19 protein-coding genes are annotated in these 20,668 nt (G+C 69.4%); 5 read left to right on the forward strand and 14 right to left on the reverse strand.

Annotated features, from left to right (window positions below; translation table 11 throughout):
- Window positions 1-31: 31 nt before the first annotated feature.
- From AC1DYG_RS08685 to topA, 11 genes are all read right to left on the reverse strand, one after another.
- Window positions 32-1,171 (reverse strand): DNA polymerase III subunit delta', encoded by a 1,140-nt coding sequence (locus AC1DYG_RS08685; RefSeq protein WP_477639446.1) that lies wholly within the window; start codon window positions 1,169-1,171, stop codon window positions 32-34.
- A complete protein-coding gene (gene tmk, locus AC1DYG_RS08690) occupies window positions 1,168-1,785 on the reverse strand; it encodes a dTMP kinase (RefSeq protein WP_477639447.1) in 618 nt (205 codons plus the stop codon). The genes AC1DYG_RS08685 and tmk overlap by 4 nt, the downstream gene beginning before the upstream one ends.
- Before the next feature lie 186 nt (window positions 1,786-1,971).
- Window positions 1,972-2,595 carry a GNAT family N-acetyltransferase gene (locus tag AC1DYG_RS08695; protein WP_477639448.1) on the reverse strand — a complete coding sequence of 208 codons (624 nt, stop codon included), beginning with the start codon at window positions 2,593-2,595 and terminating at the stop codon, window positions 1,972-1,974.
- 222 nt (window positions 2,596-2,817) lie between these two features.
- The gene (locus AC1DYG_RS08700) at window positions 2,818-3,591 is read right to left on the reverse strand and encodes a MerR family transcriptional regulator (RefSeq protein WP_477639449.1); all 774 of its coding nucleotides are present in this window, start codon (window positions 3,589-3,591) and stop codon (window positions 2,818-2,820) included.
- Between the two features lie 160 nt (window positions 3,592-3,751).
- Window positions 3,752-4,777: a branched-chain amino acid ABC transporter permease gene (locus AC1DYG_RS08705; RefSeq protein ID WP_477639450.1), complete on the reverse strand. Its 1,026-nt coding sequence runs from the start codon at window positions 4,775-4,777 to the stop codon at window positions 3,752-3,754.
- A complete protein-coding gene (locus AC1DYG_RS08710) occupies window positions 4,774-5,646 on the reverse strand; it encodes a branched-chain amino acid ABC transporter permease (RefSeq protein WP_477639451.1) in 873 nt (290 codons plus the stop codon). Before AC1DYG_RS08710 ends, AC1DYG_RS08705 begins: the two co-directional genes overlap by 4 nt.
- A 92-nt stretch (window positions 5,647-5,738) precedes the next feature.
- Window positions 5,739-6,992 (reverse strand): ABC transporter substrate-binding protein, encoded by a 1,254-nt coding sequence (locus AC1DYG_RS08715; protein WP_477639452.1) that lies wholly within the window; start codon window positions 6,990-6,992, stop codon window positions 5,739-5,741.
- Between the two features lie 109 nt (window positions 6,993-7,101).
- Window positions 7,102-7,809: an ABC transporter ATP-binding protein gene (locus AC1DYG_RS08720; RefSeq protein ID WP_477639453.1), complete on the reverse strand. Its 708-nt coding sequence runs from the start codon at window positions 7,807-7,809 to the stop codon at window positions 7,102-7,104.
- 5 nt (window positions 7,810-7,814) lie between these two features.
- Window positions 7,815-8,588: an ABC transporter ATP-binding protein gene (locus tag AC1DYG_RS08725; protein ID WP_477639454.1), complete on the reverse strand. Its 774-nt coding sequence runs from the start codon at window positions 8,586-8,588 to the stop codon at window positions 7,815-7,817.
- A 205-nt stretch (window positions 8,589-8,793) separates the two neighbouring features.
- Window positions 8,794-10,158: a serine hydrolase domain-containing protein gene (locus AC1DYG_RS08730; RefSeq protein ID WP_477639455.1), complete on the reverse strand. Its 1,365-nt coding sequence runs from the start codon at window positions 10,156-10,158 to the stop codon at window positions 8,794-8,796.
- 6 nt (window positions 10,159-10,164) lie between these two features.
- Window positions 10,165-12,966, reverse strand: a complete 2,802-nt coding sequence (gene topA, locus AC1DYG_RS08735; RefSeq protein WP_477639456.1) for a type I DNA topoisomerase — start codon at window positions 12,964-12,966, stop codon at window positions 10,165-10,167.
- 162 nt (window positions 12,967-13,128) lie between these two features.
- On the opposite strand from topA, the gene AC1DYG_RS08740 reads away from it, so the two are divergent.
- Entirely contained in the window at window positions 13,129-13,932 is an 804-nt protein-coding gene (locus tag AC1DYG_RS08740) for a dioxygenase family protein (RefSeq protein ID WP_477639457.1), read from the forward strand.
- A 78-nt stretch (window positions 13,933-14,010) separates the two neighbouring features.
- On the opposite strand, the gene AC1DYG_RS08745 is transcribed toward AC1DYG_RS08740, so the two are convergent.
- Window positions 14,011-15,081, reverse strand: a complete 1,071-nt coding sequence (locus AC1DYG_RS08745; protein WP_477639458.1) for an NAD(P)-dependent alcohol dehydrogenase — start codon at window positions 15,079-15,081, stop codon at window positions 14,011-14,013.
- A gap of 139 nt (window positions 15,082-15,220) precedes the next feature.
- Between AC1DYG_RS08745 and AC1DYG_RS08750 the strand changes: the two genes are divergently transcribed.
- Complete coding sequence (locus tag AC1DYG_RS08750; protein WP_477639459.1) at window positions 15,221-15,940, forward strand: TetR/AcrR family transcriptional regulator; 720 nt, start codon at window positions 15,221-15,223, stop codon at window positions 15,938-15,940.
- A complete protein-coding gene (locus AC1DYG_RS08755) occupies window positions 15,937-16,338 on the forward strand; it encodes a VOC family protein (protein ID WP_477639460.1) in 402 nt (133 codons plus the stop codon). Before AC1DYG_RS08750 ends, AC1DYG_RS08755 begins: the two co-directional genes overlap by 4 nt.
- 85 nt (window positions 16,339-16,423) lie before the next feature.
- On the opposite strand, the gene AC1DYG_RS08760 is transcribed toward AC1DYG_RS08755, so the two are convergent.
- The gene (locus tag AC1DYG_RS08760; protein ID WP_477639461.1) at window positions 16,424-16,738 is read right to left on the reverse strand and encodes a hypothetical protein; all 315 of its coding nucleotides are present in this window, start codon (window positions 16,736-16,738) and stop codon (window positions 16,424-16,426) included.
- Between the two features lie 11 nt (window positions 16,739-16,749).
- Window positions 16,750-18,513, reverse strand: coding sequence for a sodium:solute symporter family protein (locus tag AC1DYG_RS08765; protein ID WP_477639462.1), 1,764 nt, complete (start codon window positions 18,511-18,513; stop codon window positions 16,750-16,752).
- 138 nt (window positions 18,514-18,651) lie between these two features.
- Here AC1DYG_RS08765 and AC1DYG_RS08770 point away from each other — a divergent pair, with 138 nt between their 5' ends.
- On the forward strand, window positions 18,652-19,083 hold the full coding sequence (locus tag AC1DYG_RS08770) for a DUF1801 domain-containing protein (RefSeq protein ID WP_477639463.1): 432 nt from the start codon (window positions 18,652-18,654) through the stop codon (window positions 19,081-19,083).
- A 9-nt stretch (window positions 19,084-19,092) separates the two neighbouring features.
- Window positions 19,093-20,616: an alpha/beta hydrolase gene (locus tag AC1DYG_RS08775; RefSeq protein WP_477639464.1), complete on the forward strand. Its 1,524-nt coding sequence runs from the start codon at window positions 19,093-19,095 to the stop codon at window positions 20,614-20,616.
- Window positions 20,617-20,668: the final 52 nt, after the last annotated feature.

A 20,668-nucleotide genomic window follows, 5' to 3' on the forward strand; every position in this document is an offset into this window, starting at 1 on the left:
GTCGACCGTATCCCGAGAGGCTGGGGACGACTCAACGCGGCACCCGCAGCGAGATCGCCATGGCCTCGAGAGCCAGCAGCGGGGCGACGTTGAGGCCGATCCGCTCCCGCGCCGTGCCGATGGCGTCCATCGCCTGGAGCAGCTGCTCGGCGCTCATCGAGCGGGCCACCCCCTGCACGATGGGGAGGCTGTCCTGGTTGACCAGCCCGAGGGCGGCTCCGCTGTGCAGGATGAGGGCGTCGCGATAGACCGACAGCAGGTCGACGAGCGACCGGTCGAGCACGTCGCGTGAGTGGCGGGTCGCCCGCGCCTTCTGCTCCTTCTCGAGACCGGACAGCTGGCTGCGGATGTGGGGTGGCTGGGTGCGGGCCGACGGGTCGGCCCCCAACACCTCCATCAGCCGCTGCCGCTCCGCCGAGTCGCGCTCCGCCGCAGCAGCCGTGGACTCCTCGTCGGCGATCGAGGCAAGGTCGGCGGCAGCGCCGATCGCGTCGCCGACGCCATGGATCCGCCCCGCCAGGCTGATCACGTCGCGCCGCCTGATCCGGGCGCCCTCGTCGCGGGCCAGCCGCCGGGCGAGCCCGACGTGGCTCTGTGCCGCCCGCGCGGCATACATGGCCATCGGCAGCTCGACCCCGTCGCGACGGTGCAGCAGCTCGGCGACCGCCTCGGCGGGTGGCGTGCGCAGGCGGACGTGCCGCGAGCGCGAGCGAATGGTGATGACGACGTCCTCCAGCGAGGGGGCGCACAGGATCCACACCGTGCGGGCCACCGGCTCCTCGATCGCCTTGAGCAGGGCGTCGGCGGCACGCTCGGTCAGTCGGTCGGCGTCCTCGACGATGATGACCCGCCACGGACCGACCGACGGGCGCAGCGCCGACATGGCCGCAAGCTCGCGGGCCTGCTCGACCTTGATCGAAAGTCCTTCAGTGGCAACGACATCCACGTCGGCGTGGGTGCCGTCGACAGCGGTGCGGCACTCGCGACACTCGCCGCAGCCGTGCTGGGGGCACTCGAGCGCGGCGGCGAACGCCCGGGCCGCCACCGAACGTCCCGACCCCGGTGGCCCGGTGAGCAACCAGGCATGAGTCATCGCAGTGGTGTCGGTGACCGCGCGCTGCAGAGTCGCGACCGCCGTGTCCTGCCCGATGACGTCGCGCCACACTGTCACGGCAGGGCTCCCATGCTCCGGAGCCGCTCGACGACCTGGGCGTGGATCGCCTCGGGGGCGAGCGTGCCGTCGACGACGAGGTAGCGCTGGGGGTTGCCCCGGGCCATGGCCAGGTAGTGCGCGCGGATCGCCTGGTGAAAGGCGTCCTCTTCGGCCTCCAGGCGGTCGTGGACGTCGCCCCGGCGGCGGCGGCCCTCCTCGGCCGAGACGTCGACGACGACGGTCAGGTCGGGCACCAGGTCGTCGACCGCCCACATGTTGAGGTCGTGGATCTCCTGGGCTCCGAGGTCTCGCCCAGCACCCTGGTAGGCCACGGCCGAGTCGGTGTAACGGTCGGTCAGCACCACCTCGCCGTGGTCGAGCGCCGGCCGGATGAGCTGGTCGACGTGGTGGGCCTTGTCAGCCGCGAACAGCAGCGCCTCGGCGCGCGGCGCCACATGGGCGCCGTGCAGCACGAGGTCGCGGATCTCCCGGCCCAGGTCGGTGCCCCCGGGCTGGCGGGTGACCGTCACCGTGCGCCCGGCGGTCTCGAGGGCCTCGCGGAGCAGGGCCACCTGGGTGGACTTGCCCGCGCCGTCCCCGCCCTCGAAGGCGATGAAGAGTCCGTCGGTCACGGGGCGAGCCTAGGCCAGCGGGGGGACACGACCCACCCGCGGAGGTATGCCGCGTGGCCGCGTGCCGCGCGGCATACCTCCCGTCGTGGTTGCCGACGCGCCTCGCCCCCTTTATCGGGTCTAGGGACAAAGTTGCGCTTCACCCGAGAACCGTTGTCCGGTGAAGCGCAACTTTCCCCGGTCCGGTCAGGCGCGGTCGGGGGGAGTTACGCGGCCAGCGGCCGGCGACTGCCGGGCGGCCCACTCGGCCGCGGTCACGGCATACATGTAGTCGTCCATCCGGGGATGGCCGTCGCCGTCGCTTCCCGCAGCCTTTTCCGCCACCCGCCGCAGGCCGACCTTCTCCAGCACCCGTTGGGAGGCACGGTGCGGGACGAACACGTCGGCCTGGACCATGGCCACGCCCAGATGGGCGAAGCTCAGGCGGACCAGCGCCTCCGCGACCTCGGTTGCCAGCCCCTGCCCGGCCGAGTCGGGGTGCACCGTGTAGCCGAGGACCGCCACCCACATGCCGTTGTCGTCGGGTTCGAGACGGATCATCGCGTCGCCCACGACCGCACCGTCCACCTCGATGACGAGGCCGAGGAGCGGCTCGGGATGACCGGGCTCGCTGCGCGCCACGTCACTGGCGATGCGGTCGGCCACCTCGGCCCGATCGAGCGGCCCACGGCTGAGGAACTCGGCAACTTCCGGGAGCGAGCGGTGCCTGAGCACTCCGTCGACATCCTCAGCCCTGACCGGTCGCATCGAGGCGCGGCGGGTGCGCACGGGCCAGGGCACGGTGCTGAAGTCGGCCGAGGAGGTGCTCATCGTCCGAGGGTAGCCAGCCGGTCGTCGCATGGCCGCCCGAGCCGCAGGGCCGTAGGGGCGCAGGGCCGTAGGGGCGCAGTGCGTAGGAGCCGCAGAGCGCAGGGCCAGGACGAAGGGCTGGCGTTGCTGGACCCGACAAGGGTGCGCTTCACCGGACAACGGTGTCGGGTGAAGCGCAACCTTGTCCCTAAACCCGATAAAGGGGTCTGGGTTCCTGGCGGGCTAGCGCTCCTGGCGGTCCGCGTTCGCGTAGATCGCGTCCCGGACGTAGTGAGCCATCCCCGGGCGGATCTCGTCGTACGTCGCCGTGAACCGCGGGTCGCTGGTGTACAGGTCGGCGAGGTTGCGGTGGAACTGCGGCGAGCAGTCGTAGAACCGCTCGTTGATGTTGAGCCGGTGGGCCTCGGCGGCATCCATCGCCGCGGCGCTCGTCGGGGGCTCCCCCGCGTCCATCGCATCGGTGAACCCTTGGTGCAGGGCGTCGCTCTCGGACTTCACGGCCTCCCAGTCGGCCTTGGTGTAGTTCTTGGTGCGCCGCTGCGACTGCTGCCAGGCGTCACTGTCACCCCATCGCTGCTCTGCCTCGGCCTGGGCGTCCTCGAAACCTTCTCCGAAGAGCTCCTTCATGTCCTCGGCGGTGGCGTGTTCGTCGTTCATCTCTCTCTCCAGTGCTCGGTCGATGGCCGTGACGAGGTCGCGCATCTCGTCGAGCCGGTGCTGGACCGCTGCGCGTTGACGACGCAGGTGCTGCTCGATGCTCTCGGGGTGGTCCAGCAGGAGAGCTATCTCCTCCAGGGCGAACCCGAGGCGGCGGTAGACCACGACGTGCTGCAGGCGCGTGAGGTCGTCCTCCGTGTAGAGCCGGTAGCCCGCCGGCGATCGCTCGCTCGGCTGGAGCAGCCCGATCTCGCCGTAGTGGTGCAACGTGCGCACCGTGATCGCGAGCCGCTCGGCCACCTGCCCCACCGTGAGCAGGGTCTGTGTCCTCTCGGTCATGGCACCACTGTGACGCCTCACGCCGCGTGAGGGTCAAGCCCCGTTTGCCGACGCGCACCTTTATCGGGTTTAGGGGGAATGTTGCGCTTCACCGAACTTCCCTTCTCGGGTGAAGCACAACCAAGTCCCTAAACCCGATAAAGGGGGGACGGGGTGGGCGTCAGGTGTTGCGAGCGCTGCGGCGCTTGCGGAGCCAGGAGTTCAGCCCGTTGCGGGCGGTGCCCCAGATGCCGTGCCGGAAGGCCAGCACGATGATGACGAAGATGGCGCCGGTGACGATCCCGATGCCGTTGAAGCCGGACGACGCCAACTGGTCCTCGAGCGTGACGACCAGCGCAGCGCCGACCACGGCACCCCACAGCGTGCCGATCCCGCCGAGCACGGTGATGAGCACGACCTTGCCAGACGTGGTCCAGATCAGCTCCTGCAGCGAGGCGAACCCGTGGCTGATCGAGAACACCCCACCCGCCAGACCCGCGAGCCCGGCCGAGAGCACGAACGCCATGATCTTGTAGCGCTCCACGTCGTAGCCGAGCGCCCTGGCGCGCGCCGGGTTGTCCCGGATCGCGACGAGCACCCGGCCGAACGGGCTGTTGACCGTGCGCCAGGCGATGAAGACGCCGAGCAGGATGATCGGCAGCGCTGCGTAGTAGAAGTAGAACGAGTCGCTGTTGATGGTGTCGGTCAGCGGACCGAGGTTCTTGGGGATCCCCTGCAGACCGTTCTCGCCACCGGTCACCGAGCGCCACTGGTTGGCGATGAAGTAGAGCATCTGCGCGAACGCCAGGGTCACCATGGCGAAGTAGATGCCGGTGCGCTTGACCGAGAGGTAGCCGATCGGCACGGCCAGCACCATGGCGACGACGGCCCCGCCCAGGATCGCGACAGGGAACGGCAGGCCGACATGGCTGGCGATGAGGCCGGTCGTGTAGGCCGAGGTGCCCCAGAACGCGGCGTGCCCGAACGACAGCAACCCGGTGTAGCCCAGCAGCAGGTCGACCGAGATCGCGAACAGCGCCCACGCCGCGATGTCCATCGCCACGGGCGGGTAGATGAACCACGGCAGCGCCAGGGTCACGACCAGCCCGACCGCCAGCATCACCCAGCGGACCACCGGACGCCGCGCCGCCGAGACGGGCGCAGCAGGCAGCTCGACCTCGACCTTGCTCTCCAGTTGCGAGCTCATGACGCAGCCTCCTCACGGCCGAACAGGCCCGAGGGCCGGACCAGCACCACCACCGCCATGAGCATGAAGATGAAGACCTGGCTGAACCGGCCGGCATACCCCTGGCCGTAGGCCTCCACGAGACCCACCAGGAAGCCGGCCACGACGGCGCCCAGGATCGAGCCCAGTCCGCCGATCACGACGACCGCGAACAGGATGATGATGAAGAAGCTGCCCATGTCGGCGTTCACCGAGCCGGTGGGGGCGCGCAGCACGCCGGCGAGCCCGGCCAGGGCGATGCCGAAACCGAAAACCGGTGTCACCCAACGACTCACGTTGATGCCCAGGGCGCGCGACCGCTCGGCATCCTCGGTCGAGGCCCGCACGATCATGCCCACGCGGGTCTTGGTCAGGACCAGCCAGACGCCGAGGCAGACGACGATCGAGAAGACCGCCGCGAACACCTGGTAGGTCGACAGGGAGACCGACCCCATCGTGATCCGCCCCTCGAGGCCGGCCGGCAGCGGGTAGGGCAGCCCCGAGACGCCGTACTTCTTCTTGACGACGTCGACGAGCAGGAGGGTCAGGCCGAAGGTCAGCAGGAAGTTGTAGAGCGGGTCGAGTCGCAGCAGCCACTGGACCAGCAGGCGTTCCATCAGCACGCCGAACAGGAACATCGCGATGGTCATGATCGGCAGCGCCCACCAGAACCCGAGACCCGTCGCGTCGAGCAGGACGGCCGCGCCCACCGCGCCGAGCATGTAACAGGCGCCGTGGCTGAAGTTGACCACCCCGAGGACACCGAAGATCACGGCCAGTCCCAGCGCGGCCAGCGCGTAGAAGCCACCGAGGGCCAGGCCCTGGAGCGTGTACTGGATGAAGGCACTCATGCCGCGTCTTCCCGTGTCGGAGGTGCGTCGTGTTCGTGTCGTGCAGTGGAGGTATGCCGCCCGCTCGAGGCGAGCGGGCGGCATACCTGAGGTCACATCGTGCAGTCGGTGGAGGCAGGTCCGTAGGCGTCGGCCGCGGGGATGGTCTTGACGACCTCCTCGTAGTCCCACTCCTCCTTGACCTGGTCCTTGCTCTTGACCTTCACGAGGTAGGAGTCGTGGATCACGTTGTGGTCGGCTGCCCGGACCTCGCCGTTGCGCAGGAACATGTCGTTGATCTTCTTGCCCTCGAGCTGCTTCACGACGGCGTCGGAGCTGTCCGTCCCAGCCGACTGGATCGCCTCGAGGTAGTTGAGGGCGGCCGAGTAGTTGCCCGCGTGGGCGAAGGAGGGACGGGTGTTGGTCTTGGCCTTGAACTTGTCGGCCCAGGCCTTGTTCTTCGCGTCGAAGTTCCAGTACCACGCGTCGGTGAAGGTCGTGTTCTTGAACGCGTCGACACCCAGGGAGTGGATGTCCGTGATGAACATCAGGCCGACGGCCAGCTGTGCCTTCTCCTGCATGCCGGCCTGGTTGTACTGCTTGACGAAGTTCACCAGGTCTCCGCCGGCTGCCATGATCCCGACCACGTCGGGCTTGGAGGATGCCGCCTTGGTGATGAAGGTGGCGAAGTTCTCGTTCGGGAACGGCGTCGCGATCGACTGCTGCACCGTGCCACCGGCCCCCTTGACGGAAGCGGTGAACGACTTGGTCATGTCCTGGCCGAACGCGTAGTCGGGGTAGACGATCGACCAGTTCTTGCCGCCACCCTCGACGACCGCACTGCCGGTGCCGCGGGCCAGCATGGCCGTGTCGTAGGCCCAGTGGAACGTGTACTTGTTGCAGGACTTGCCCGTGAGGGCCGTGCTCCCGGCGCCGATGTCGATGAACAGCTTCTTCTTCGCCTTGGCCTGGGTGGCGACGGCGAGCGCGGCCGACGACGTCGGCACGTCGAGGATGATGTCGGCCTTGTCGCGGTCGTACATCTCCTGGGCCTTGGTGTTGGCCACGTCGGGCTTGTTCTGGTGGTCGGCCGCCACGATCTCGATGTCCTTGGCCACCGCCTTGTCGCCGTACTTGGCCTTGTAGTCGTCGACCGCCATCTGGATCGCGACCTTCGAGTTCGGGCCGGACAGGTCCTTGTAGACGCCGGACTGGTCGTTGAGCAGACCGATGACGACCTTGTCGTCGCTGATCTTTCCGCCGGCGGAGCTGGGGCCGCCGGCCCCACCACAGGCGGCGAGCACGAGGCTGCCGGTGACAGCGATGGCCATGAAGGCCATGGTCTGTCTGGTCTTGGTGCGCTGCATGTTCCCCTCCTGGGGTTCTGGTGCGGATGTCGAACGGGTGTCGGGCTGTTGTCCTGCGGAAAGAAGTGGAGCGGGTGCGATCAGGCGTCGCCGCGGTCGACTGCGGTCGTCACATGCCGAGGTACTCGAGCAGCTCGGAGGTGCGGGACTGGAACGAGTCGTTGTCGAGCGACTCGACGACGCGACCCTGGGCCAGCAGGTAGTGGCGGTCGGCGACCGTCGAGGCGAACTTCACGTTCTGCTCGACGAGGAGCACCGAGACGCCCTGGTCCTTGATCTGGCGGATGATGTCGCCGATCTGCTGGACGATCACCGGCGCCAGCCCCTCGGACGGCTCGTCCAGCAGGAGCAGGCGGGAGCCGGTGCGCAGCACGCGGGCGATGGCCAGCATCTGCTGCTCGCCACCGGACAGCTTGGTGCCCGGGAAGTCGCGCCGCTCCTGCAGTACGGGGAACTGTTCGTAGACCTGCTCGAGGCTCCAGGCGTCGGCCTTGCTGGTGATCGGCGGCAGCAGCAGGTTCTCCTGCACCGACAAGGTGGCATAGATGCCGCGGTCGTCGGGCACCCAGCCGAGGCCGGCCTTGGCCCGCTTGTCGGCGCTCGACCTGCCGAGCGTTCGGCCGGCCCAGGAGATCGTGCCCTCGACCTGGCGGTGCAGGCCCATCACCGAGCGGAGCAGGGTGGTCTTGCCGGCACCGTTGCGCCCGACGAGCGTCACGACCTCTCCGGGGGCGACCCGCAGGTCGACGTCCGAGAGCACCCGCGCCTCGCCATACCAGGCGGACAGCCCGTGAACCTCCAGGATCTCGCCGGCCATCGGGGTCACCCTGCCTGTCCGAGATAGGCGGTGATGACGCGCTCGTCGTTTCGCACCTGGTCGTAGCCGCCCTCGGCCAGCACCTGTCCGGCCTGCAGCACGGTCACCGTGTCGGCCAGCGACCCGACCACGTGCATGTTGTGGTCGACGAAGACGACGGTCCGGCCGTGGGCGACCTGCTTGACGAGGGCGATGGTGCGGTCGACGTCTTCCAGGCCCATCCCGGCCGTCGGCTCGTCGAGCAGCAGCAGCTGGGGGTCCAGAGCCAGGGCCAGGGCCAGCTCGAGGGCCCGTTTCTGCCCGTACGCCAGCGACCCGGCGGCTGCACCTGAGCGGTCGGCCAGGCCGACCTGCCCGAGCAGGTCCATGGCACGGTCGCGGAACTGGCGCATCTGCGAGGACGACCGCCAGAACCGGTAGCCGAGCCCGGTGGGCGACGCCAGGGCGAGCTCGACGTGGTCGACGGCGCTCATCTGGTCGAACAGGCTGGTGATCTGGAACGACCGGGCGATCCCGAGGTGGGCGATCTGCTCGGGCTGGCGACCGGTGATGTCCTCCCCGCGGAACAGGATCTGCCCGGACGTCGGTGCGAGGAATCCGGTGAGCAGGTTGAACAGGGTGGTCTTGCCCGCACCGTTGGGGCCGACGAGGGCGTGGACGGTGCCTTCGGTGACGCTGAGGCTGACGTCGGAGACGGCGCGGAAGCCGCGGAACTCCTTGGTCAGGCCGCGGGTCTGGAGCAGGGCTCCAGCAGTGTCCGTGGTGGCGTCGCGGGGCACCGGCACCTCCTCGTGCGGCTCGGTGCGACGGTGGGGGGAGCCGTCGCGTTCTGCAGAACCCTAGGCGGGCTCGGTGGCGCCTGATATGGCCGGGTTCGCCACACAACCCTGACAGAACATGTCCTCCGCACACATCCCGTGCGTGTCACGGTATGACCGCTTTTTGGCGGTTTGCTGGCGGGCGCGCCCGCTCAGCCGGGGTGGGTCAGTGCCAGCGGTCGGGGTGCACGTCCCCCGGCACGTCCGAGGCGGGGTCGTAGGGGCTGCGCGAGAAACGGAAGGACGCGAGGTCGAGGTGGCTGACCAGCCCCTGCTCGTCGCGGACGACCACCAGCGGCTCACCCTCGTGGTAGCCGTCGAGCCCGACCCAGCCGGACCCGGTCGGCCGGAAGCGCGACCCGCGCTGGACTCCCGGCTCACCGAGCAGGAGGTGCCCGTCCCGGGCCAGACGCAGCGTGTATGCCGTCGTGCCCCAATACCAGTCGCCGACCAGCTCGAGCCCGCTCGCCTGCTCGGCGTCGGCCGACCACGGCTCGGGCGCGGTCGGCTCGTGCTCGGCCAGCAGCCTGAGCAGGTCGGTCAGGAGGCTGGGCGACATGCCGGACGTGGCGTTCGCGAAGACGACGCAGCCGTCACCCGTTGCGCGGTTGACCCGCAGCCCCGCGAGGAAGCCGGGCATCGAGCCGCCGTGACCGGCGTAGCGGACCCCGTCGACGTTCCAGACCTGCCAGCCGAGGCCGTGGGCACCGGTCCAGGGCGCGTTCGGGGTGTCGTTGACGGCGATCGGCAGGCACATCTCGTCGAGCGTCTCGAGCGCCAGCAGATCGGCCGTGTCACCCGCGAGGAACGCCGCCCACCGCGAGAGGTCATCGACGGTCGACCAGAGCTGGCCGGCAGGTGCCAGCGCCCCGGCGTCGTGCTCCGGCTCGACGTGCAGCAGGTCGGCCCGCGGGTGGACGCCCCACCCCGCAGCCGCCCCCTCGGACGGTCGCGGTGAGGTCGACGTCATGCCGAGCGGCACGAGCAGTCCGTCCCGCACGGCGTCGAGCCACGGCACGCCGCGCAGCCGCGCGCACACCTCGCCGAGCACGGCATACCCGACGTTGGAGTAGTGGAAGCGCGCGCCCGGGCGGAAGCGCAACTGCGGCCGGCTGGCGAGCAGCGCCTCCCAGCCGCCGCCGGCGGTGCGCTCCCACCACGGGCCGTCGGTCTCCGCCTGCAGGCCCGAGGAGTGCGAGAGCAGCTGGGCCACGGTCACGTGCCCGAACGCCGACGAGGCCGTCTCGGGGAGGAGCCCCGAGACGGCGTCGGACAGGTCGAGCCGACCCTCGTCACGCAGCCGCAGCGCCTCGACACCGACGAAGGTCTTGGTGATCGACCCGATGCGGTACTGCGTCGCCGTGGTCGCCGGCGCCCCGCCGGCACGGCCGTCGAGCGTCCCGACCGCACCGGACCACACCAGCGCGCCGCCACGCACCAAGCCCGCCGCGACCGACGGGAGCCGTTGCTGCGACTGCTCGCTCGCGAGTCGGTGGTCCAGCAGGCGGGCGGTGCTCGGCTCGATCGTCATGCGTCCCTAGGCCTTCTTGGCTGCCGTCTTCTTGGTGGCGGCCTTCTTGGTCGCCGTCTTCCTGGCCGCCGTCTTCTTCGTGGTCGTCTTCTTGGCGGCGCGCTTGCGGGTGGTCGGCCCCTTGGCACGCTTCTCGGCGAGCAGCTCGGCGCCGCGCTCGGGGGTGATCGACTCGGGGTCGTCACCCTTGCGCAGGGTCGAGTTGGTCTCGCCGTCGGTGACGTAGGGCCCGAAGCGGCCGTCCTTGACCACCATCGGCTTGCCCGACACCGGGTCGTTGCCGAGCTCCTTGAGGGGAGCTGTGGAGGCACGCCCGCGCTGCTTGGGCTGGGCGTAGATCGCCAGCGCCTCCTCCAGGGTGATGTCGAAGAGCTGCTGCTCGGTGGCCAGCGAGCGGGAGTCGGTGTCCTTCTTGAGGTAGGGGCCGTAGCGACCGTTCTGCGCGGTGATCTCTACTTCGGTGCCGTCCTCCTCCCTGGAGACGCCGACGACCCGCGGCAGGCTGAGCAGCTTGAGCGCCGTGTCGAGGTCGAGGGTGGCGAGGTCCATGTCCTTGAACAGGCTGGCGGTGCGCGGCTTGACCTTGGCCTTGCCCTTGAGGGCTGCGGTCTCCTCGTCCAGCACCTCGGTGACATAGGGACCGTAGCGACCGGCCTTGGCGACGATGTCGCGACCGTTGGCGGGGTCCTGACCCAGCACCTTGCCGTCGTCGGCGGACTGGTCGAGCAGCTCGCGTGCCTTGGCCGGGGTCATCTCGTCGGGAGCGATGTCGTCGTTGATCGTGGCGCGCCGCGGGGTGACGGCGGCGTCGTCGGTCATCTCGCCCGTCGCGAGGTCCACGCCACGCGGGACGGTCTCCTCGACGTAGGGGCCGTAGCGCCCGACTCGGACGACGATGCCCTCGCCGATCTCGATGGTCGAGATCGCGCGGGCATCGATCTCGCCGAGGTCCTCGACCAGGTGCTTGAGGCCCTGGCCCGAGCCGCCGACGAGGCCACCTCCGGTGCCGCCGACCGTGGCGGCCCCCAGACCCTCGCCACCGAAGTAGAACCGGTGCAGCCACCGAGCGCGCTGCTCGTCGCCACCGGCGATGCGGTCGAGGTCCTCCTCCATGGAGGCGGTGAAGTCGTAGTCCACCAGCTCGGTGAAGTGCTCCTCGAGCAACCGGGTCACCGCGAAGGCCAGCCAGGTCGGGATGAGGGCGTTGCCGCGCGTGTTGACGTAGCCACGGTCCTGGATGGTGCCGACGGTGGAGGCGTAGGTCGACGGTCGGCCGATCCCCTTCTCCTCCATGGCCTTGACCAGCGTTGCCTCGGTGTAGCGCGGCGGCGGGGACGTCTCGTGCCCGTCGGCCTCGGCGCGCAGCGTGGTGATCGCGACGCCCTCGCTGAGCTTGGGCAGGCGACGCTCCTCGTCGGCCTCCTGCGCCTTGCTGATCTGCTCCTCGTCGCGGCCCTCTTCGTAGGCCGCGAGGAACCCACGGAAGGTGATGACGGTGCCCGAGGCGCTGAACTCCACGACCTGGCCGTCCTCGAGGGTGCCGCCGAGCTTGACGGTCGCGGTCGACCCGCGGGCGTCGGCCATCTGGGAGGCGACGGTGCGCTTCCAGATCAGCTCGTAGAGCGCGAACTCGTCGCCGCGCAGCTCGCCGGCGACCTGGGCCGGGGTGCGGAACCGGTCCCCCGCGGGGCGGATGGCCTCGTGCGCCTCCTGGGCGTTCTTGACCTTCTTCTCGTAACGGCGAGGGGAGTCGGGGACGTACTCCGCGCCATACAGGTCTCGCGCCTGCTGTCGTGCTGCGGTGAGGGCTGCCTCCGACAGCGTGGTGCTGTCGGTGCGCATGTAGGTGATGTAGCCGTTCTCATAGAGACGCTGGGCGACCCGCATGGCGTTCTTGGAGGACAGCCGCAGCTTGCGCGACGCCTCCTGCTGGAGGGTGCTCGTCGTGAACGGGGCGGAGGGGCGCCGGGTGTAGGGCTTCTCCTGGACGCTCGTGACCTTGACCTGGGCCGAGATCACCTGTCGCGCAATGGAGTTCGCGGTCTCCTCGTCGAGGTGGACGACACCCTTGGCCTTGAGTGAACCGTCGTCGGCGAAGTCGCGACCGGTGGCCACGCGGGCCCCGTCGACCGCGCTGAGGCGGGCTCCGAACTGGTTGGACGCGCCGTCAGGGGTGAAGTCTCCCTCGACGTCCCAGTAGGACGCTCGGACGAACGCCATCCGGTCGCGTTCGCGCTCGACCACCATGCGGGTGGCGACGGACTGGACCCGACCGGCGGACAGGCCGGCCTTGACCTTGCGCCACAGGACCGGGCTGACCTCGTAGCCGTAGAGGCGGTCCAGGATGCGCCGCGTCTCCTGGGCGTCGACCATCGCGACGTCGAGGTCGCGGGTGCTGTTGGCGGCGCGCTGGATGGCTTCCTTGGTGATCTCGTGGAAGACCATCCGCTTGACCGGGACCTTGGGCTGGAGCACCTCGAGCAGGTGCCAGGCGATCGCCTCGCCCTCGCGGTCCTCATCAGTGGCGAGGTAGAGCTCGTCGGCACCCTTGAGCAGTCGCTTGAGCTCGGACACCTTCTTCTTCTTGTCGGAGTCGACGACGTAGTAGGCCTCGAAGCCGTTGTCGACGTCCACGCCGAACCGGCCGAACGGGCCCTTCTTCATCTCGGCGGGCATCTCCGACGGGGTCGGGATGTCGCGGATGTGACCGACCGACGCCTCGACGTCCCAGTCCTTGCCCAGGTAGCCGCCGATCGTCTTCGCCTTGGCCGGCGACTCGACGATGACGAGCTTGCGCCCACCGCTCATGGTTCAACCTCAGTTCCTGACCCCATGTGCAGCGGATTCGTCGCTGCATGGACACGGCATCGCCGATGACGGTATCCGAGCGCGTCAAGTTCGCGTCGCAGGGTTCGGTCCTCGACCAACCCTTTAGTTGAAGGTTCAAGTAAAGTGGGGTACGCTTTTCCCATGAGCGAGACCGCGACCACCGCCCGCCAGCCGGTGCTGTACCTCAGCCACGGCGCACCACCCTTGGCCGACGACCCGGTGTGGACCGACCAGCTCTCGACCTGGTCGACCCAGTTCGACAAGCCGACCAACATCCTGATGGTCTCCGCCCACTGGGAGGAGGCGCCCCTCTCGCTGTCCGCCACCTCCGGCGACGTCCCCCTCGTCTACGACTTCTACGGCTTCCCGCGGCACTACTACGAGGTCACGTATGCCGCCCCGGGTGCGCCTGAGCTCGCGGCCGACGTCGCCAAGCTCATGCACTCCTCAGACACCCCCGTCCACCAGGACCAGACCCGTGGCCTCGACCACGGCGCCTACGTGCCGCTCGTCGAGATGTATCCCGACGCCGACATCCCCGTGCTGCAGATGTCGATGCCGACCCTCGACCCGCGCGCGCTCTTCGACCTCGGGCGCAAGCTCGCCCCGCTGCGCGACCAGGGCACGCTCATCGTCGGGTCGGGCTTCACCACCCACAACCTGCGCTGGTTCAACCCCTCAGCCGGTCCTGACGGCACCCCGCCGGCCGCCTCCTCGGAGTTCGACAACTGGGCCGCCGAGGCGCTCGAGCGCCAGGACGTCGACGCCATCCTCGACTTCATGCGCAAGGCACCTGCCGCCCGTGAGGCGCACCCGCGCACCGAGCACTGGGCGCCGCTCTACGTCAGTCTCGGCGCGGCATACGAGTCGGGCAGCCTCGAGAACGAAAGCGTCATCGACGGCTTCTGGTTCGGCCTGAGCAAGCGGTCCTGGCAGTTCGCCTGACCCCTCCACTTCCCCCTTCCCCGCAACCTGAGCGCCCCCTGGGGCGCTCAGGTTGCAATGGGAGTCGGGGACGGCGAGTCAGGGGATGACGACGGACTTGCCGCGCGAGTGGAACTCGCCCTGCACGCGCAGGGCCTCGGCCGCGTCCGAGAGCGCCCAGCGCCGGTCCATCACCGGACTCAACCTGCCCGCCGCCACCAGGTCGATGAGGAACTCGAGGTCGGCGCGGTCGCGCGAGGCGACCTTGAACGCCGGCGCGTTCTGGCTGCCGAAAGCGAAGTGGACCGGCACGCTGAGCATCCGCGGCAGGGGTCGCAGCCACTTCGACTTCGGCGAGGTCACCATGACGTAGGTCCCGTCGCGGGCGAGCAGGCGGCGGCTGTCGCGCAGGCTCAGGCTGCCGGCGTTGTCGAAGAACAGGTCGAACGTGTCGTCGAGCGAGCGCAGGTCCTCCCGGGTGTAGTCGACCACGCGGTCCGCCCCGCCGCGACGGGCCGCCTCCACGTTGCCCGTGCTGCACACCGCCGTCACGTGCGAGGCGCCCAGGGCCTTGGCCAGCTGGACGGCGAAGGTGCCCACCCCGCCGGACGCGCCGTTGACCAGGACCCGCTGCCCCGGCTGCAGCAGGCCCCAGTCGCGCAGGCCCTGCAGCGCGGTCTCGGCGGCGACGCCGACGGTGGCGGCCTCTTCGATCTCGACCCCCTCGGGGATCGGCACCATCCAGTCCGCCGGCGCCACCACGAACTCGGCGAAGCCACCGCCCGACACCTCGCCGAACACGCGGTCGCCGATGGCGAGCCGGGTCACGTTGGCACCGACAGCCTCCACCACGCCGGCGACGTCAGCGCCGGGCGTCTGCCGCTTCGGGCGGCGCAGCCCCAGGGTAGGGCGCGCGAACATCGGCAGCCCGGTGACGTAGTGCCAGTCGAGCGCGTTGACCGAGGCCGCCCCCACCCGAACGAGCACGTCGTCGGGGCCGACCTCGGGTACCGGCAGCGTCCGCACGGTCACGACCTCCTCCGGACGCCCGTAGCGCTCGTGGACGGCAGCGCGCATCGTCGTGGGCGTCGAGCCGCTATGCCGCGGGGCGGGCTCCGCCACCACGCTCGGCGTCGATACGGGACGACTGGTCTGGTCGAGGTCGCTCATGGTGGCTCCTGGGTCGTGGCGGCTACTTACGCTGTAAGGATACGGTGTAAGTTAGCCCTACACCGTAAGTCTGTCAACGGTCGGGAGCTAGCATTCGTGACGACCGTCTGACGACAGCACGGCCTATCTGGAGGGACTCGTGACCGACACCGTCGAGACCGACACGACCCGCGACGCCCCGCGTCGCCCGCTCAGTCGCGAGCGCGTCATGCGTGCCGCGGTGGACGTGGCGGACGCCGAGGGCATCTCGGCCGTGTCGATGCGCCGCATCGGGCAGGAGCTCGGCGTCGAGGCGATGTCCCTCTACAACCACGTGGCCGGCAAGGAGGCGCTGCTCGACGCGATGGTCGACCACGTCGCTGCCGAGATCCTGGCCGCCCTCACCCTGCCTGATGCCCCTGATCCCGCAGGGGACTGGCGGGGCGCACTGCGGGCGCGAGCCCTCGCCGCCCGGGAGGTCATGCTGCGACACCGCTGGGCGCCCGGGGTCCTCGAGACCCGCACGACGATGAGCCTCGACATCGTCCGCTACTACGACGGCGTAGTGGCGATCCTGCGCGCCGGCGGGTTCACCAACGACCTCGCGCACCACTCGCTGCACGCCCTCGGCAGCCGGGTCATCGGCTTCTCGCAGGAGCTGTTCGACCCCGGCGACGCTGCGGCCGACGGCGCGTCGGAAGAGCTCCTCGCGGCCATGGCGACGCAGATCCCGCACCTCGTGGCGATGCTCGGCGAGGTCGCGCACGACGACCCGGACTCGACTCTGGGCTGGTGCGACGACCAGAGCGAGTTCGAGTTCGGGCTCGACGTGCTTCTCGACGGGCTGGAGCGCCGTCGGGCTTCTACCGTGGGCTCATGATCAAAGCCCTGCACACCCTCGTCTACGCCGAGGACCCCGACGCCGCCCGTGCCTTCTTCCGTGACGTCCTGCAGTTCCCCGCGACCGACACCGGAGGCGGGTGGCTCATCTTCGCCTCCGGACCGAGCGAGCTCGGGGTCCACCCCGCGTCGTGGGAGCACGGCGGGGAGTCGGGCGGCACGGACCAGCGGTTCGACCTGTCCCTCATCTGCGACGACCTCGCGGCCACCGTGGCGGAGCTGCGCGGGCGCGGCGCCGAGTTCGAGGGCGAGGTCACCGAGCAGCAGTGGGGCTCGACCATCCAGCTCACGGTGCCCGGCGCCGGGACGATGACGCTCTACCAGCCCACCTACGACCCGCCGGCTCTCGGCCACCCAGACCTCGAGGCCATGTGGTGACCTGAGCGTCCCCACAAAACGGCCGAGACCCACTGACGGGTATGCCGCGTGGTGACCACGCGGCATACCCGTCAGTTGTCGTGCGTCAGTGGCCGCCGGGGCGTCGGCGGGGGGCAGGGCGCGTCGGGTCGTCCTCGACAGGCTCGACGTGGTCCGGCACGACGATCGGCTTGAGCCGGGCCCAGACGAGGAAGACCGCTGATGCCACGGCGAGAGCAAGCCCGGTCCACAGGTTGGCGTTGACCCCTCCGGTCTTGGCCGCTGCGGTGTCGAGGGCGAACCCGGCGAAGAGCAGGAGCACGCCGTAGATGCCCAGCAGGGCTCCGATGATGTTGCGGATGTCGAACGCTCCAGCAGTCTTCTTGGCTGGGGCCCCCGAGGTGGTCGGCTTGTCGGTCATGACTACTCCTCTCAGAAGGCGAAGTTGAGGACGAGGACCATGACCAGGGCGATCCCGGCCAGCGGCAGGGTCCGCTGGAACCATGGCAGTGAGGCCTCCACGGGGTCGACGAGGTCCTCTCGGGGAGTCTCGGAGTAGACCAGCCCCTTGAGCTCGGACGCAGGAGTCGACTTGGTCACCATCGTCACGAGGACGCTGACGATGATGTCGACGACGAACGCCGCCGAGGCCGCGACGAAGCTGGCCCCCTGACCGGACAGCCCGATCACGCCCAGGCTCGCCGAACCGAACGCGTCCTCGCTCAGGAAGGCCACCGTCACCGCCGACAAGGTGCCGCAGACGAGGCCAACCCAACCGGCCGTCGCGGTCATCCGTTTCCAGAACATGCCGAGGATGAACGTCGCGAACAACGGGGCGTTGAAGAAGCCGAACAGCGTCTGCAGGTAGTCCATGACATTGGAGAAGCTGCCGGCGATCGACGCGGTGAAGATCGCGATGACGGTCGCACCCACGGTGGCCAGCCGGCCGATCCGCAGGTAGTAGTCGTCGCTGTGGTCCTTGCGGATGTAGCGCTGCCAGAGGTCATAGCTGAACACCGTGTTGAAGGCGGAGATGTTGGCTGCCATCCCGGCCATGAACGCGGCGAGCAGGCCCGCGATCGCCAGTCCCAGCAGTCCGTTCGGCAGGACGTCGCGCATCAGCAGCAGCAGCGCGTCGTTGTACTTCACGCCCTCGCCGCTCGCGCCACCTGGAGGGGTGCCGCCGTTCTTGAGGTCCATGATCTCCTTCACCAGCACGGCGGCGACCATGCCGGGGAGGATCACGATGAAGGGCACGAACATCTTGGGGAACGCACCGATGATCGGGGTCTTGCGTGCCGCGGAGATCGACTTGGAGGCCATGGCGCGCTGGACCTCGACGAAGTTCGTCGTCCAGTAGCCGAAGGACAGCACGAAGCCGAGACCGAAGACGATCCCGATGACCGACAGGAACCCGGAGTCGAAGCCGGACAAGGCCTGACCCGGCCAGGACTCGAGCTGCTGGGCGGCCGGCGGAACCTTGGCCGATGCGGGAGCCGCCTCGGCGAACGCCGTGAGCTTGTCCTTGAGGCCGCCGTAGCCGCCGACGCGGTGCAGCCCGATCAGGGTCAGCGGGAGGAGCGAGGCCACGATGACGAAGAACTGCAGGACCTCGTTGTAGATCGCCGCCGACAGACCGCCGAGGGTGATGTAGGACAGCACGATCAGCGCCGCCACGATGAGCGCGACCCACAGCGGCCAGCCGAGCAGCGCGTGCACGATCGAGCCCAGCAGGAACAGGTTCACGCCGGCGATCAGCAGCTGGGCGACGGCGAAGCTGATGGCGTTGACGAGGTGGGCTCCGGTGCCGAAGCGCCTGAACATGAACTCCGGGACGGAGCGCACCTTGGAGCCGTAGTAGAAGGGCATCATCACGACGCCGAGGAAGAGCATGGCCGGGATGGCGCCGACCCAGAAGTAGTGCACCGTCGGCAGGCCGTACTTGGCGCCGTTGGCGGACATCCCCATGATCTCGACGGCACCCAGGTTGGCGGAGATGAACGCCAGACCGGTGACCCAGGCGGGCAGCGAGCGGCCCGACAGGAAGAAGTCGATGGAGTCCGACACCGAGCGCCGGGCGATGACACCGATCCCCAGGACGAAGGCGAAGTAAATCGCCACCAACGTGTAGTCGAGCCAGTTGGCGTCGATGAGGGTCTCGGCCGCCGGGACGGCGAGGGGGGCGAGGAAGGACATCAGCGGCTCCTGGGCGGTGCGTCGGCGGACCTCCGCCCAACCTAGGGCGTATGCCGCGAATCGGCACCCGGGCAGCCGTCACCCCCGGCCTGAATGGCCAGTTCGCCACATCTCGGCGTTGCTAGCATCTGGCGCGAGATGGATGTCCATGAGCAAGTCGAGGGGTACCTCGCGAGTCAGCGCGAGCCCAAGCAGGCCGACCTCCGACGGCTGCACGAGCGCGTGGTGGCGGAGTTCCCCGCGTGCCGGCTGTGGTTCTCCGACGGCACCAACGACGAGGGCAAGGTCGTGGCCAACCCCAACATCGGCTACGGCGTCCACACCATCGGCTACGCGGACGGCTCCTCGCGCGAGTTCTATCGAATCGGCCTGAGCGCCAACACGACTGGCATTTCGGTCTACGTGCTCGGCCTCGACGACAAGACCTTCCTGACGCGCACCTACGCCGCCTCGATCGGGAAGGCAAGCGTCACGGGGTACTGCATCAAGTTCAAACGCCTGGCAGACATCGATCCCGACGTCCTGCAGGCAGCCATCCGACACGGCATGACCCTCGACCAGACCGGCTGAAGCAAGGACATGAAGCACCGCAACTCCACGCGCCTCCTCGGGGCCTCGCTCGCATTCGTCGTCGCCACCGCCACCGCCTGCTCGGGAGACCCCGGACGAGAGGCCGATGACGCGCCGAGTGGGTATGCCGCGCAGCGCCTTGCGTGGCGCGGGTGCGGCCACGGCGAGTCGTTCCAGGCGGGCGAGGCCGTCAAGGGCGAGTCGGAATGCGTTCGGCTGAGGGTCCCGACCGACTACGCGGCCCCGGGCGACGGTCAGCAAGAGCTCGCCGTGGCGCGCGTCCAGGCCCGCACCAAGCGCGAGGGTGTTCTCGTCGTCAACCCGGGCGGTCCCGGCGCACCCGCAACCGCGACGATCAGCGACCTGGCCGATGCGCTCCCGGACGGCGTGCGCGACGCGTTCGACATCGTCGCCATCGACCCCCGTGCCGTCGGCGAATCGGGCTACCTGAGCTGCACCGACCCAGAGGCACGGACCTGGACGTCCCCGCTGGATGGCACCCCTGACGACGAGGCTGAGCGCACCGCCTTCGCGGCCCACCTGAAGAGGCTGGGCGACTCGTGCCAGCAGCGACAACCGTCCCTGATCGGGCACCTCGGGACCGAGGAGTTCGCCCGCGACGTGGACATCCTCCGTTCGGCGCTGGACGTCGATCAGATCGACATCCTGGGCTTCTCGTACGCCAGCCTCCTGGGCTACGAGTACGCGCGACTGTTTCCGGCACGGCTGCACAGGATGGTGCTCGACGGTGTCGTCGTCCCCGGCCAGTCACCGGTGAACGCGGCCAAGGCACGTGCGGTGGCGGCCGAGGACGCCCTGTTCGACTTCGTCGCGGCCTGCGTCGAGGAGAAGTGCTCCCTGGGTTCGTCTGAAGACGACGCATTTGCTGCGCTCGACGAACTGCAGAGGTCGCTGGATGCCAAACCGGTGCCGATCAAGGGCCGCGACGCCGCCCACGCGGTCGACGAAAGTCGGTTCACGGCCGTGATGTTCAACGCGCTGTACACACCGGACCTCGCCTTCGACCTCCCGGACGCCGTGGCCGGGCTGCGCAAGGGCGATGCCTCCGCGTTCGTCGCGCTCTCGGACAAGGTGGCCCTCGTTCCTGGCACGCTCCCGGGCAACGTCGAGAACGGCCTGTTCCTGGCCACGACGTGCCTGGATGCTCCGCGTCCCGATGTCAGGGACGCAGACCGCTTCGCCCTCGAGGACGCCAGCCCGACCTTCGGCCGCATGCTCGCGACGGACGCGGCCGCGTGCGCCGACTGGCCGGTGCCTGCCCGCCCGCTACCCAAGGCTGGGCTTCCGTCGGCGACCGGGGCCAAGGCGCTCCTCGTGAGCAACGCCGCCGACCCGGCGACACCGCGCGAAGGCGCGGACCAGGTGCGCGGCCTGCTGCCGGGATCCAGCCATCTGCGGGTGGGGATCTGGGGCCACACCGCGGCCTTCGCCGGGATCGAGTGCGTCGACTCGGCCATGACGGCCTTTCTGCTCAACGGCACAAAGCCCGCGGCCGCGGAGTGCAATCCCTGAGGGCTGACGTCGGTATGACGCGTGGTCGACGCGGCCACGCGGCATACCGACT

The organism is Pedococcus sp. P1_H8 (assembly GCF_056405175.1).